At 51.4% G+C, this 15,359-nt stretch carries 11 protein-coding genes and 1 pseudogene; 7 read left to right on the top strand and 5 right to left on the bottom strand.

The window, feature by feature from the left end; translation table 11 throughout:
• On the top strand, window positions 1–206 hold a 206-nt coding region (locus tag JW881_12180), incomplete at its 5' end, for a transposase (protein ID MBN1698263.1).
• On the top strand, window positions 190–453 hold the full coding sequence (locus tag JW881_12175; GenBank protein MBN1698262.1) for a transposase: 264 nt from the start codon (window positions 190–192) through the stop codon (window positions 451–453). The genes JW881_12180 and JW881_12175, both read left to right, overlap by 17 nt.
• A 458-nt stretch (window positions 454–911) precedes the next feature.
• Here the strand turns inward: JW881_12175 and JW881_12170 are convergent, their stop codons facing one another.
• The gene (locus tag JW881_12170; GenBank protein MBN1698261.1) at window positions 912–2,564 is read right to left on the bottom strand and encodes a hypothetical protein; all 1,653 of its coding nucleotides are present in this window, start codon (window positions 2,562–2,564) and stop codon (window positions 912–914) included.
• 638 nt (window positions 2,565–3,202) lie between these two features.
• Between JW881_12170 and JW881_12165 the strand changes: the two genes are divergently transcribed.
• Entirely contained in the window at window positions 3,203–4,483 is a 1,281-nt protein-coding gene (locus JW881_12165) for an endo-1,4-beta-xylanase (protein MBN1698260.1), read from the top strand.
• A 68-nt stretch (window positions 4,484–4,551) separates the two neighbouring features.
• Here JW881_12165 and JW881_12160 read toward each other — a convergent pair.
• Window positions 4,552–4,700, bottom strand: a pseudogene (locus tag JW881_12160) (type II toxin-antitoxin system Phd/YefM family antitoxin).
• 200 nt (window positions 4,701–4,900) lie between these two features.
• On the opposite strand from JW881_12160, the gene JW881_12155 reads away from it, so the two are divergent.
• Both JW881_12155 and JW881_12150 read left to right on the top strand, forming a co-directional pair.
• Entirely contained in the window at window positions 4,901–6,844 is a 1,944-nt protein-coding gene (locus tag JW881_12155; GenBank protein ID MBN1698259.1) for an ankyrin repeat domain-containing protein, read from the top strand.
• 105 nt (window positions 6,845–6,949) lie between these two features.
• Complete coding sequence (locus JW881_12150) at window positions 6,950–7,717, top strand: SH3 domain-containing protein (GenBank protein MBN1698258.1); 768 nt, start codon at window positions 6,950–6,952, stop codon at window positions 7,715–7,717.
• A 118-nt stretch (window positions 7,718–7,835) separates the two neighbouring features.
• Here the strand turns inward: JW881_12150 and leuA are convergent, their stop codons facing one another.
• The gene (gene leuA, locus JW881_12145; protein MBN1698257.1) at window positions 7,836–9,503 is read right to left on the bottom strand and encodes a 2-isopropylmalate synthase; all 1,668 of its coding nucleotides are present in this window, start codon (window positions 9,501–9,503) and stop codon (window positions 7,836–7,838) included.
• Window positions 9,504–9,872: 369 nt separating this feature from the next.
• Here leuA and JW881_12140 point away from each other — a divergent pair, with 369 nt between their 5' ends.
• A complete protein-coding gene (locus JW881_12140) occupies window positions 9,873–11,324 on the top strand; it encodes a hypothetical protein (GenBank protein ID MBN1698256.1) in 1,452 nt (483 codons plus the stop codon).
• Window positions 11,325–11,460: 136 nt separating this feature from the next.
• Window positions 11,461–13,773: a hypothetical protein gene (locus JW881_12135; GenBank protein MBN1698255.1), complete on the top strand. Its 2,313-nt coding sequence runs from the start codon at window positions 11,461–11,463 to the stop codon at window positions 13,771–13,773.
• Between the two features lie 31 nt (window positions 13,774–13,804).
• Here the strand turns inward: JW881_12135 and JW881_12130 are convergent, their stop codons facing one another.
• Together JW881_12130 and JW881_12125 are read right to left on the bottom strand one after the other, a co-directional pair.
• Window positions 13,805–14,617, bottom strand: coding sequence for a diguanylate cyclase (locus JW881_12130; protein ID MBN1698254.1), 813 nt, complete (start codon window positions 14,615–14,617; stop codon window positions 13,805–13,807).
• Between the two features lie 74 nt (window positions 14,618–14,691).
• A complete protein-coding gene (locus JW881_12125) occupies window positions 14,692–15,210 on the bottom strand; it encodes a hypothetical protein (protein MBN1698253.1) in 519 nt (172 codons plus the stop codon).
• Window positions 15,211–15,359 lie beyond the last annotated feature (149 nt).

Here is a 15,359-nt window from a genome sequence, read left to right as displayed (position 1 = left end):
TCGATGTCGATGCGACAGACGATCCGTTGCACGGAGAGCAGCAGGGAAGGTTCTTCCACGGTTACTATGACTGTTATTGTTATCTGCCGCTGTATATATTTTGTGGCGATGATCTTTTATGTGCGAAACTGAAAACAGCCAATCTTGATCCCGGTAATGAATCGATTTGCAGACAGGACCTCGTACAGCATGTTGGCGGCAAATAGGTTGAGATTGTATTTTGCCTCCATTGCGTATATGATCATGAATGAATTAAGAAAAAAAGGGCTTGAAGGAACGGAATTATCAGAAGCCCAATGTTCGACGGTACGGTTGAAGCTGTTAAAAATTTGTGCAGTGATAACGGTCAGTGTGAGACGAGTGTATGTAAAGTTTTCGAGTACATATCCGTATAAAGATATTTTCATAAAAGTATTATCTCGATTGAAGCGAACATATCATTTGCTGAATTAGAAACAGAAGTCAAAAATAAAAAAAAGATTGAAAATGGCGGGAGAGGTATGCGCCCCGCATCATTTTATACACATTATTAGTTTCAATCAGCGTTACATTGCATCATATTGAGTGTCGTTGTCGTAAAAAAAAGTTAATAGTTGAAGTTAAACCTATATTTGCAGTGATTTAAAGTCAGCATTGATAACCATATGCCATTATTTTAATTATGTGAGATATCCGGGTTAATAAAAAAATTTTTTTAGAAAATTTCTGATAATAATTTTTTTATTATTCCTGATGTGCAATTGTTTCTTACATACTGCCGGCAGAGAATACGCCTGATTATCCTGTCAGATGGTCGACCATCATTCTACTCCATCAAGACCGCCTCATATACACCACAATCATCGGTCTGGATACAGCCGTTATAGTCACTGAAAAATACTTTGGGTACGGCCGACAAGTGTTCCCTTATTTTATTGCAGCCGATAAAAATGGAGGCTTGTAAGATTGACAGTTAATTCACCGTCCCCTCCGCCGTACAGTTTGCAATTACCGCTTTGCCATTCCCTTGATAAGCCGTTTTGTGTTGTGCTTATAACCTGAACAGAACCGCCGGGATAATTAAAATTTCCACCACCGTGTCCGAAAAGATAACATCCGAATTCGACTCTATAGCGGGACCCTCCTGTCATTATAAAAACCAATTCGCCCGACTGGTTACATGCAGCGACGTATGCCGAATGTGAGATCGGGCTGTATGAAGCTGTTGCAGGCGGTATGACATTAACAGTACAAGAGGGAACAAACTCGACCCATTTCTTCGCCGGAGGGGCTGTGGTGACTGCAGGTGGGGGATTGGTTGCTTCAGGAGGCGGTGTTGTCGATTCAGGTTCCGGAGCCGCTGTTACCGTAACCGGTGGATCTCCGGATGTTGGGGTCGGCGGTAAATATTTGAATGGTATAGAACCAAAAGCATAGTGAACAATTGGCCCTCTACTGCATCCGATTACTGTTGCATATGTCAGGGTATAATCAAAGACATCGTTACTGTCCGTAGTCCAGAGTGCACCCCTGTGAGATATGCTGGCGTCATGCGACTTGAGATCCGGCAGTCTCCAGCCTAGAAAGGAAAGATCTGGTTCACGATATGTCTCAATCCATTCGACAACGTTTGTGAAAAATGAAGTATTTCCGGCAGTGATAGTCACATTTTCCAAATCCCAACTCTTACTGAAGCCGAAGCCAATATTCGGGCCTGAACCGCTTGCACCTATACTTACACTCTGCCCATATGAAAAATGATCTTTACTACCGGTCGTCGGACCATAATACTTTAATCTTTCATCTCCCATCTCTGCCTTTATATACCGGCAGGAAATCCATGGGCCGACATGTCCCATGCCGAGTGTGACATGTGCAAATGTGTCTTCCTTATAATCGCCACGATCTATCATAGAGTGTACATCCCATTCTGTTGTCCACCAGCGTTTGTTTTCATTATCCGGATCGACCGGTGAGCAGTTTATTTCTTGTACGTATTCAATCTCGGCAACCCAGCCGTTTTTATTCTCATCCCACTCGGAAATCTTAATACGCATTTTTTCATCGGGGAGATACCAGAAATACCGCTTTTCTGCGGTTCCATCGAAGTCTCTGGATTCCGCTTTATAATTGTTTGCTTCAAGGGATGTCATCATTGCATGAAGCATTCTCTGATAGTCCGAATTATCCCCGTCATCCGAATAAAATTTGTTTATTTCCGGTACTTTTCCCGGTTCAATGACCGTCATTTTGTGTATATAAAACGGCTTTGTTGTTTGTTCAACCGCAGTGCCGGTCGATTCATTTATTGCAGAATCGATCGAGTTATTTTCACATGTTACATAGATATCTTCTATACCGGGATTGATCGAATAAATGATGACCGGCTTGTTTTTTTCATCCGCGACTTTGGCCATAGACCTGATGTATTCCATGGACGGATTGTCGTTTTGTTCCCGGATGATTTTCCCAGAATATGAATTGTTGCTTTCCCCATTCGTTTGCGAATCAGATAAATTACAATCTATATTTAAAAAGGTAACGATTATAAATAATATAAATAATTGAGTCATTCGATTTAACATTTTTTACTCCTTAAATTAAGACAAATTGATCATATAAACAGTATTAATTCTTGTCAACTAAAAAGAATAATGAATAAAGAGATAAAAGAGATAAATGTAAGAAAAGAATTGACATATAGGAAAATCGAAAAAAAAACTTACCCCGCCTTATCTTTAAGCTCCCGCGAGCCTGTACATTTATTGATTGGATTAACAGGATGAATAATATTTTCCTTTATCCCGTCGATCCCGTCCAAAAAACATTATGGATTTCTATTTGACTGTTGCCTTAATCCGGACAGGATGTACAAAATTTATTTCCTGATAGTGACAAGCCTTCTTCCGGCCCTTTTTGACTTTTCAGTCTAACAGGGTTTCCGTGGAATGAAAACGCTTACCTTCATTCAATATATGACTTTAGACATATATCCGATAGCAATTATCATAAAATCCCCGATTTTTTATTTCAATTATTTTGATAAAATTCAACAACCTTTATTTTTATGGAGGAATATAAGGGCACCTCTAAAAACTATCTTTTTATAAGGAAATGTTTTGTGGTTTTAAAACCTGCTTTGCAGGTTTTTAGAAGTGCCCATAAATAAAATTTAAACCTGTTTTGTGTGCACATTAAAATAAATTTTGAAAGGCGATACAAAATGAGTAAAGTAAAAAAGACGACTATTTTTTTGACGGTACTGGTTTTGGGTTTGTGGGGTGTCATCGACACCGGGGCGCAATCATTACGCTCCCTGACCGAACAGCTCCGAAGCCGGGGCAGGGAATTTTACATCGGTTGCGCAGTTCCTTCCAATTTCAGCGGCAGCGACCAGGAGATCGTCAGGACGGAATTCGACATTGTCACCTGCGAAAACGACATGAAAATAGGCACCATTTCACCGAGCCAGGGACAATACAACTACAGCGGGGGCGACAGGCTGCTGAGTTTCGCCCAGTCGAATAATATGGTCTTCCACGGCCACTGCTTTGTCTGGCACAAGTATAATCCGGGCTGGGTAACCGGAACCAAGAGCATGATGGAAACGTATATCAATGCCGTTGCGACGCATTTCAGGGGAAACATCTACGTGTGGGATGTCGTGAACGAGGCCTTTCATCGCGACGGCTCTTACCGCATAAACGCGATCGGCTCCGGCGGCCAGGACGGCGCTTCGGTCTATGGACAGCAACAAGGGAAGCAATACATTGAAGACGCGTTTAAAGCCGCCCACTCGGCAGATCCGAACGCGAAATTGATGTACAATGATTACGCGATCGAAACCAATGACGCCAAATTCGACGGGATGTATACGATGCTGCAGGATTTTACGAGGCGCGGCGTTCCCATTCACGCCGTCGGTTTCCAGGGGCACGTGTATCCGGAATTTACCGAAGCGATGGCCCATGGCCTTGCAGAGAAGATGCAGCGGGTGGCCGACCTTGGCCTGGAAATATATATAACCGAAATGGACGGGGGCGCCCCCGACACATCGGCAAGCGGGCTGGAGCACCAGGCCGATATTTACTACTGGGTCGCAAAGGCATGTCTGGATCAGCCGATGTGCAGGGCCCTCCAGGTCTGGGGTATCAGAGACAATCAATCCTGGCGCATCAATCCCGACGATCCGGTCGACAGGGCGGTCGCCCCATTGATTTTCGACGATAGCGGCAACAAAAAACCGGCTTATTACGCAATACAACAGGCCCTGCTCGAAGCGGTGAACAATACCTCGACGCCCGTACCCGGAACGTTGGGCGATGTCAACGGCGACGGCTCCGTCAGTATCGTCGATGCATTGCTGACGGCGCAATATTACGTCGGGCTTTCGCCTTCCGGTTTTATTACCGCCAATGCGGACGTCAACAGGGACGGCTCGATTACCATAGCCGACGCCCTCAGAATCGCACAGTATTATGTCGGGATTATATCGGGGTTTTAGGAGGAGACGGTCCCGGAAAAACGAACCCCGTGCCGCGTTATGCGGAAGCCGCCGCCGTTGTGCGGGGTTCATGCCGATTCGGCATCCAATAATTCGATTTTGCTTCTCCATTTTGCGTAATAATTATCGGACGATGCGTGTCGTTTACCTGTTTCAGTATATCCGCCGTATGGGATTTAATATATGATATTGATTTTATATCCTCATTCAAATTCATATCGTACTCCTGTCTGAATATAGTACCATATTCAGACGACAAAATCAAAGAGTAAAGCAAATTGATGTTCACGAATATGAGAATGAATCCTTTTCCACAAAAAAAAATCCGGGAAAATTCCCTTCCCATTGTCTACACTATAAAAAGCGGCGGAATTTTTTTCCGAAAACCCGCCCGCCCGTATCGACAAGGAGGGTGTCATGAAACGTAAATTACGGAACTATCTCGTACTTTCACTTATCATCTCGACATGGTTTCCCGGGTGCGTGTCCCAGGGAAACGGAAGCACCGGAAACGATACGGGGGAGTTCGAGATCGCGGTCCTGCCCCCGGCCGTCTCCGAACATACCACGAGGAAAGACGCGGATGCCTTTGACTCCGCCCTGCTGTCGTATCTCGCCGAAAGCCCGGTCTTCAAGGTCGTTCCGCGGGAGCGGTTGAAGCCGTTCCTCGATGAGCTGGGCACCGACGCTTCGGAGGGCTATACGGAGGAGGTTTACGCGAGGATAAACGAAGCCCTCGGGCCGGATCTCATCGCGACCGTCTCCCTCGATATCACCCGGAAGCCAGCCCGCCATGTTTCGGCGCGCTGCTCCCTGTACCTCGCCTCGGCGGCGGACTTTGAAATCTGCGGTTCGAGCACTTCCACGGCCCTCATCGACGCCGATACCGTCATGCGGACGCTGGTCGAAAACCTGGAGAAAAACCGGGCTCACATCGCAAAACGCCTCGAGACGGCAAAAAAGACGGCACGGAAGGAAACACACAAAAAAACGGCCCTGTACCCGAAAAAGGACGTGACCGATCCCGCGAAAAAAATGCCGGACACCCCTTTTACCGATATCGAAACGGGCGAACCATACCGTATAAGCGGACTCGAAGGAAAAATCGTAGTGCTTGCCGTATTTACGGATAAAAACATGTTCGTCTGGGAGACCGCGCTTCTCGACCGTGTGGGGAAGATCTACCCGGAGGTGAAGGTCTTTCTGGGATTCAAAAACACGGATATAAACAGGATCGAACGGATACTCCGGAAGCGCCCCGCCCCCTGCCCGGTCGTGGACGTGACGGCATTGTGCGAAAACTGGCCCGGACGCGATGCCGCTGCCATTGAAAGCCGGAATCACCTCATCACGCGAAAAGGATTTCTCGCCGTATCCTTCGGCGAACTGGTAAGCAGTTCGCTGGGAATGCGCGATTTTCTCGCCTCGAAAATCGAACCCTATATGCCGGAAGGCTTTGTCAAAAACGATGTCCCGCTTTCATTCGTCGAGACCGCGGAAACCAACGACGTCGAACTGATGAAAAAAACATATACGGCGGGGACGGAGGTCGACGCCTTCGAAGGGCTGTACGCGCCGCTCCATTATGCCGCCATGCACAACAACCTCGAGATGGCGAAGTTCCTTCTGGACAAATCGGCGGACATGAATATCCTCTCGTTTCACAACAACGGCCCCCCCCTGTCGTTCTGCGCATCGGACGAAAAAATCGGGATAACGGAGTTGCTTCTCGAACGGGGGGCGAATCCCTTTCTTCGGGACTACCGTGGAAAAACCCCGTACGAAGCCGCCATGGAAACCGGACAAGCGAAAACCGCGGGGGCGTATACAGCGCACCTGGGCGATCTTTTGTTCCTTGCCGGTGAAAGACTCGCGTACGGCGAAATCGTAAAGAGGAATATAAGGCCGAAAATGAAACCCGATTACCCGTTTCCCTGTTCCAAACAGCACCACAATGCCTGTTTCGGCTTCGCTGTCAAACATCTGTACCAGTACATGACCGGGGAAGCGATCGACGTGGACGGGGCGGAAAAAAAGATCGGAAAATCGCGCGACGACCTGTGGGACTACGCCATGATGACGGACCTGGCGGATCTTTACGGCCTCGCCTACACATGGGAGGATTCGGCCAATTCATTATTCGCCAGCCTGATACGGGGAGAACCGGCTGCGATCCAGTACAGGTACAAACAGGGCGGGTCGTGGATCGGCCACTATGTCGCCGTCTACTCGTTCGACGAAAAAGGTGTGTGGGCATCCGAATCGATCGCGAACAAACTCGTCCGCATCCCCTACGGCGAGGTGTTCGACGAATCCGGGACGCGGACCCTTTATCCCTTTTTTTCCATTTCGCGGAAATAAACGTCTGAGGGAAAATAATGTCTCATGGACGGGCCCCCTCCCCCCTTGATCATCGGGGGCCGTATCGTTACAATCGGTCTTTGAATACAGGAGGGGGAGACGGCGATGAACGCGATTAAACCGATTCTTTTTGTTTCCATTATAGTCATACTGATGCAGGGCTGCGCGCCGAAGGCGGCCCGGGAAACCTCAACCACAGATGACCGAACGTCCGCAGACGGAGAAGCGGGCGGCATGGCTTCGGGAACGTGCGCGGTTTCCGGAAAAATCACGGAAGACCAGGTGAGGGTGCGGAACATCCCCACCCTCAATGCGGAGATCGTAGGAAACCTCGGCCTGGGTGAGGAGGTCACGGTCTTCTGCAGGACCGGCGAACGCTATGAGGTCTACAACCTGAAAGACTACTGGTACCTCATCAAGCGGAAGAACGGCCTCGCGGGCTGGACGTACGGCCATTATATTTCGATGGAGGAGGGGGCCCCGGACCGTCTTCCCGTTCACGGTGTCGATTACTCGGACGAGATACGGCCGGAGGACAAACGATGGGCCGGCGAATACGGGGTATTCAAGATCATAAACCGGCACAAATTTCCGGACAGTTACATCACCGCGCTACGGGGGTCAGTGATCGCCATCGCCCTCGAAGACGAGTTCGTCTTTTCGATCGGGTTCCATCCGGATATCGGGCAAAAGGATGTTTTCATCATCAAATCACAGAAAAAAATCGAAGAGTTCGAATGGCGTTATCCGGAAGGCGATTCCGGGTACCGGTTCAACCTCGGCTTCGTGAACAATTACGTCGTTCTGACCGGCGAACATAAAACAGGAAACGAAGTCCTCACCTACGAAATCTACTATACGAAAAAGGAGTGAGGGACGGCCCCCGGCTCCGGCGGCAAACATCAAAGGAAGCCGATGTCAACCGGTAACCGCGGCGCGCCCCCCACGTTCATGATCATTCGGGTGAAGACCGATACGGGGACGCTTCGTTTCAGCCCTCGGCAACCGACCTGTTATACGCGCTCAGGAGGGCCTTGAGTCCCGCGTAGCTGATGTTCGTGTCGACCCCCGCGCCCCAGAAGGCGCTCCCTTTGGGCCGTTCGATCTGGACGAAGGCGACCGCCTCCGCTTCCGATCCCCTTGAAATCGCGTGCTCGTGAAAATCGGTGAGCGAGAACTTTTCGATCCCCAGCTGCTGCATGGCGTGGACGAAGGCGTCGATGGGACCGTTTCCCCGTCCCTTTATTTCGCACACCTCACCGTTATACTCCACTTCCGCATGGCACGAGACGCCGTGTTCGGCGGCTCCGTTCTCGATGGTGTGAAGGGTGACGAGCCGGAGGGGTTTTTCCCGCATCAGGTATTCCTTTTTGAACACGCCGTAAATCTCCTGCGGCGAAAGCTCGCGTCCCGATTCGTCGGCGAGCCGGTTGACCGCGGCCCCGATTTCGGGGTGCATCGCCTTGGGGAGTTCGATGCCGAAATCCCTCGACATGATGTAGGCGACCCCGCCCTTGCCGCTCTGGCTGTTGATCCTGATGATCGCCTGGTAGGTCCGCCCGATATCCTGCGGATCGATGGGCAGGTAGGGAACCTCCCACTTCGAGTCCTTGTCCTTGTTCCCGGCCCTCATGTCCATCCCCTTCTTGATGGCGTCCTGGTGCGAACCGGAAAACGCGGTGAACACGAGGTCGCCGGAATAGGGGTGGCGTTCGTGAACGGTCATTTTCGTGCATTCCTCGTACACCTTGCGGATCGCCGGGATATTGCCGAAATCGAGTCCCGGATCGACACCGTTTGCGAACATGTTCAACGCGACGACGATAATGTCGAGGTTTCCCGTCCGTTCGCCGTTTCCGAAAAGCGTCCCCTCGACGCGCTCCGCGCCGGCGAGCAGGGCGAGTTCGGTAGCAGCCACGCCTGTTCCCCGGTCGTTGTGGGTATGCAGGCTGATGATCGCCTTTTCCCGGTGTTTCATGTTGCGGATGAACCATTCGACCTGGTCCGCGTGGATGTTCGGGGTCGTCCATTGCACCGTGTCCGGCAGGTTGAGGATGATCCTGTTTTTTTCAGTCGGCTCCCAGACGTCCATCACCGCCTCGCATACTTCGAGGGCGTAGTCGGTTTCCGTGTCCGAAAAACTCTCGGGTGAATACTCGAACCGCACTTCCGCGCCTTTCAATTCCGGGACGAGGGATTTGACGAGTTTCGTTCCGGTGGCCGCTATCTCCTTGATTTCTTCCTTTGTCTTGTTGAAGGTCACCTTCCGCTGAAGCGGCGATGTCGAATTGTAGAGATGAACGATCACCTTCCCCGCGCCCTGCAATCCTTCGATCGTCCGGCGGATCAGGTGTTCGCGCGACTGGGTGAGCACCTGGATCCAGACATCATCCGGGATCAGGTGACCGTCGATCAGACGGCGTAAAAAATCGAAATCGATCTGCGACGCCGACGGGAATCCGACCTCGATCTCCTTGAAGCCGACATCGACGAGGAGCTGAAACATTCTTAATTTCTCTTCTATATTCATTGGCGTGGCAAGTGCCTGGTTCCCGTCACGAAGGTCGACACTGCACCAGATCGGGGCTTTGGTAATGGCCGCGTCCGGCCACATTCTGTTCTCGAGGTCGATTTTCGGAAATGGCTGATACTTTGGCATAATACACCTCCTTAATGGTATAAAAATAAAAAAGCCCGCTCCTGAGTAGCTCAGTAGCGGGCTTTCCGATTTCCAATTCCTGAAATTGCCTAAATGTCGTGCAATGGAATCTTCAGACATGCCTCTTTCACTACCGAGCTCCCCATCTGTAGACCAAGGAGCCCGCCGGTAAGGGTGAGGAGGTTTAGTGATAACGTTAAACCGCATCCTGAAAATCTCATTGCTTCTATTATCCCTTTCGCGTCTTTAATTCCAATCTATACCCAAAATCATAAAATGTCAAGTATGATTGGCGTATTATTTACCGTTTTTTTTAAAACATATTTGACCGAATCGGACAATCATGCCATGATCGTGCAGGAGGAAAAAATGATTCACAAAAAAACACATTCACATAACGGGTTATTATTCCGTTTCGAAGCACTACTTCTGGTAACGCTGTTTCTCGCAGGACTTGCCGCCTGTTCGCTTGACGAACGGACCGGGCGTGATGAAACGGCTGTGGAACAATCCCATGGGACGCGGTCGATCGCCGGGCCGGATGACTTCGGCGCTCCGGTCTATGCCCCGGACAAAAAAGGATACCTCGCTGTGAATGCGGCGGGAAAAAAATTTCTTCACATCGAAGGAACGGGCTACCAGATGGGGTACCAGCACGGATACCTTCTTGCCCGTAACGTGAGCCGTTTGGCCTCTGACGATTTCATCATCACGATTCTGGCCAACTACATGGACATGACAGCCTCGGAGTTCACGTCCAAAGTCGGCGCCGCGGTTACGAGACTCGTCTGCAACGCCTTCAGGACGACGTCGGGGATCTTCGAAGACAACATACCGGAAGAGTTCAGGGATGAAATGCGCGGCATATATGACGGTGTCACGGCAAAAGGATACGCCGTCGAGTACGACAACATCCTGGTCGTCAATATCGCATTCGACATCCTGCTCGGGGTCGCCTACCCGATCGTATCGCCCGTCCTCGGCATAAAAAACAACTTCGCACCGCATATGTGCGACGGGTTCATCGTCTACGGCAACGGAACAACGGATAAAAGAACACTCATGGGAAGAAATTTCATGTTTACCGACGCGTATCTCCATGAGGAAATGCTCTTTGTCGAATACTGTCCCCGGAACGGTTACAGGTTCGTTTCACCGACGCTTCCGGGCTGGGTCGGCCTTGTTGCCGGGATGAACGCAAACGGGATCGGTATCGGGTGCGACATGGCGCCCGCTGTCGCGGCGAATGTCACGAACGTGGGAATGGGTGTCCTGATGGCGAACAGACGGGCCCTCCAGTACAGCAGAAAATTATCCGAGGGTGTCGATTACATCACGAACGCGGACCTCGGCATATCATGGATTATCGCCCTTGCAAGCGGAAAAAGCGAAAACAAAGGGGCGGTGATCGAAACATCGGCAACCCTGACGAAAATCCGGTACGCCGATTACACCTACCCGCGGTTCTACAACCTCATCTCCGGCTTGCCCAAACAGATCGAGGATAAACCCGACCTCCTGGTCTTCGCCAATCACTACATCGTTCCTCAGATGGTGATCCTTTCCGGAAACGCCGCCATCCCGGACTCACGGTGGCGTTACGAAACCCTGACCAATCTCCTTCTTGACAATTACGGTGGTATCGATGTCGAAAAGGCGAAGCGGCTCGTCGATTACCTGCATCCGCCGGCCTACAATTATTACGGGACAAACCCCCGTGCGGCCGTCAAGGGAAGCAGGTCGCTTTATGACCTCACAAACGGCGAAATATGGTCGCTGTACGGACATTACGGCGACGAATGGATTCATTACCGGTTTTGATTGAGACCGATATATTGCCCGCCCGCCGGGAAAACCGGCCGGGCGGGCAAGTCCCGACCCATTGATATTCTCCAAAACCGCCGCTTCCGGTTCCGCCCGCTTGACATTCTGAACGTTTTATGACCTCATAAAAGCAGTGGGAATACGATCCTTTTTTCTTAAAAAACTCGCGGAACATTACGGACTCATCGATGCCCTGAAGCGCATCGACGCAAGTTTCAAGCTGGGAGAAAGCACCGAGATCGCGATCCCGAAAGAGATCGCCGCGATCAGCGTCGACGTCGCCTCCCGCGGTCTGCTCAACATGTTCGCGATCCAGTGCAACCTCGACTGGGTCCTTCCGTACTGGGTCCAGCGGCAGTACGACGAGGCGGGCACCAGCTACGTCCCCGGGACCGTCCTCTCGATCAACCTCACCCACAGAAACTGGACCGCGATCGGGGCGCTCGATTCCGAACGGGAACCGATCGTCGATCCCACCGGACTCCTCACCCCGTGGTACGATTCCTGGTCGACCGATTTCTGGGTGGGGAAAAAGGGGTACCTGGTCGTCCCGTCGAAAAACCAGGAGGTCTACCAGTACCTTGTTAAACAATTGCCGATCGTCGTGTCCCAGTTCGTCAAAAAGGACCTCCGCATCCGGACAAAGGTCTTTGTCCACAAACACGAAGGCCGCCAGATCATCTCCAATTCGATCAGCGTCGAGAACCTCGATACGCAGAACGTTTCGGTATCGATATTCGTCAATATCAGACCCTACAATCCCGAAGGTATATCGCTCGTCCATCGTATCGAATACGATGAAGAAAGGAATATATTCTCAGTCGACGGCAATGACGGACTCTTTCTCCTCGACAAACCGGACAGGGTGTACTGCTCCAACCAGGATGACGGCGATACGTCATGGGAGGCCTTTTCCGACCGCGGGAGAACCGCGGTCTCGTGCAAACACGGTCTCGCATCCGCCTTCGCGGAATACAGGCTGGACCTCGAGGCCGGTGAAGTGAAGGAAATCGAAGTCCGTGCGACGGCGGCGCCTGCGCCCTCCCGTACTGTCGACCGGACCCTCATCGATATCCTTCCGTATCAGGAGATCAAGCGGCGGGTCATCACCGAATGGGAACACCGCCTGGCGAAAAGCATACGAATCCGGCTGCCGTATCAAAAAATGCAGAATACCTTCAACGGTAACAAGGCGCACCTCTATCTTTTTATCGACGGCACCTCGATCACGCCCGGCCCGTACACCTACCATCATCAATGGTTCAGGGACGACGCGTATATGCTGACCGCCCTCGACAAGATGGGGTTTCACGCGGAAACGGAGCGAATTCTCAAGGCATACCCGGAACGCCAGCGGCCCGACGGGTATTTCATGTCCCAGGAAGGCGAATGGGATTCGAACGGCCAGGCGCTCTGGACGTATTACGAGCACTATCGCTATACGCGAAACAGGGGCTTTCTCGAGGATATCTATGATTCGGCGTACGCCGGTTTTCACTGGATAAAGCGGAAACGGGTAAAGAAAAACGGGCTGCTCCCCCCCGGCTATTCCGCCGAGCACTTCGGACCGAACGATACCTTCTACTGGGATAATTTCTGGGCGCTGGCGGGATGCAAAAGCTTTCTCGCCATCGCGGCCGAACTCGAAAAATCGAAGGCCGTCGAAGAAGTACGGCGGGAAATCGACGATTATGAAAAAGCGATATTTTCTTCAATCGAAAAAACACAGCACAAATATCCCTTTCCGCTTATCCCTTCCTCGCCGAACAGGGATATCGACAGCTCCATCGTGGGGGCCATCGTCGCCCTCTACCCGTTGAGGCTTCTCGAGCCCCGTGACGACCGGCTAACGGGGACGCTTCATGTTCTCAGAAAAAATTACCAGCAGAAACAGGCATTTTTCCACCGGGTCATTCATTCGGGTTATAATGTCTATCTCACCCTCCAGATCGCCGAATGCTATCTTTTTCGCCGCTCCACCCGTCTTCATCCGATTCTCCAGTGGCTTATGGATACCATCACCGGAACCGGAAGCTTCCCTGAAGCGATACATCCGGTCACCGGCGGGGGGTGCATGGGAGACGGCCACCACGGGTGGGCGTGCGCGGAACTTCTCCATCTTATACGCAACTTCCTCTTCTTCGAGGAAGAAGGGGGGCTGGTGATTACACCGCTGGTCTACCACCGCTGGATGGAGGCGGGAGAGCTCATCGAGGTGGCCGACGCGCCGAGTCATTTCGGGACCATCGCCTTTATCATTGAAGCGAAATCCGACCGGATCATCCTCTCACTCGACAACCACTATTCCTCCCAGCCGGAGTATATCGAGTTTTCGATTCCTTTTTTCATGAGCAGGGCCTTTGTCGACGGGACTGAAATCGAAGTGAGCCGTTCCGGCAGCTGCAGGTTCACACCGGCCGCCCGCGAGGTCATCGTGTACCGGTAAACCGCCGCGGCGGTCCAGGACCGTCCCCGTTTTATTTCTGTTCGTCGAAAACCCTGTCGACGCTTCCGTTTTTGCCCCGGTTCTTCGCCTCGTACATAAGGTTGTCCGCGGCCCTCAACATCGCTTCCGCATCCTCCGGAGCGCTTCTGAAGGTCGCGATACCGAGGCTGAACGTTACCGGCCACTCGTTTTCATTCATGCATTCCTCCAATGCCCCGGAAAGACGGCCTGCCAGCCCGAGGGCGACCTCTTGGTCCGTTTCCGGCAGCAGGATCGCGAACTCATCGCCGCCGAGGCGGGCGAACGCGTCGGTTGCACGCGTATTTTCCCCTATCGTCCTTGCGACATTCTGGAGGAGGGAATTTCCGGTTTGATGCCCGAACCGGTCATTGACGGCCTTGAAATTATCGCAATCCAGATATATCAGCGTTACGGGACGACGATACCTTCTCATGCGATGGAGTTCACGTGCGGAAGTTTCCATAAACGACCGCAAATTCAAAGCCCGTGTCAGAAAATCGATGTGCGACTGTTCCCGCTCCCTGTCCATGGCTTTTTTGAGTCTCGAAAGCATGATACTGATAATGAAAAAAAAGCCGAGGCGGACGAACATATTCCAATATGGTATCAGCGGGAAGGAATACGCGGTATTACCCGAGATATCGACGACGAGCCAGACGACAGCGCTTGCTGCCGCAAAAACAATTCCGGGCAGCATTCCCAGATACCAGCTCGATATGACGATCGGCATCAGATAGAATATCGAGAAAGATATTTCATATCCGGTGACCCTGTCGACAAAACCGATGACGACGAGAAGCAGGAGGGATAAACAATATAACATCAGCCTTTGTATGGCTTTCATCCGAAACACGATAGAAAAAATGTATCAGTCGCTTATCGTCTTTTCGATAAACGTCAGCTGTACCGTTTTTTTGTCGCGAGCAGGTAGATGAACCCGAACAGGCCGATTGCGATCGCGACCATCGTGATCCAGTTCGGCCAGTAGGCGAGATCGAGTGTTTTCGGATTGAGAATCCAGGTGAGAACCGCCGACACACTCATCACGACCATGATACTCAGGATAACGAGCGCCATCCCCCATCCCGACTCCTGTTCCCCGAACATGAGAAATCCGGCGATTACGGCCCAGAATCCCAGCGTGGCTGAAATAATACCCTGCGTGCCCAGAAACGAAAGTGCGTTCCCCATATCACGGCTGTCGAGTGATATGGCGATCGTCTTGAGCCAGTCCGGCAGTGGAAAAACCTTGAGCCAGGCAAGAAACTCGAGGACGCCTTTTGAAAAGAAAACAAGACCGATAACGATCATGATGATATTGAGAACGAGACTCGATTGTTTTTTCGATGATAACCGGCCCGCCGGAACGGTTTCCCCCTCATTCATCCCTTCAGGCGGGGAATAATCGTCACTCATACACGACCTCCTTATGACGCATCATACCATCAATTGTAAATCCCGCGACACCTGAAAGTCAAGGGGCAAAGGGGTACTCACGATCTCGTTTGAAGCCCGGTTGCCGTCCGTCCGGCAACCGGGCGTTTCTCCCGTATGAAAACAGACGG

The sequence above is a fragment of the Spirochaetales bacterium genome (assembly GCA_016930085.1).
Taxonomy (GTDB): domain Bacteria; phylum Spirochaetota; class Spirochaetia; order SZUA-6; family JAFGRV01; genus JAFGHO01.
The sequence above is the reverse complement of the archived record's forward strand: the minus strand, read 5'-3'. Positions and strand labels throughout refer to the sequence as shown.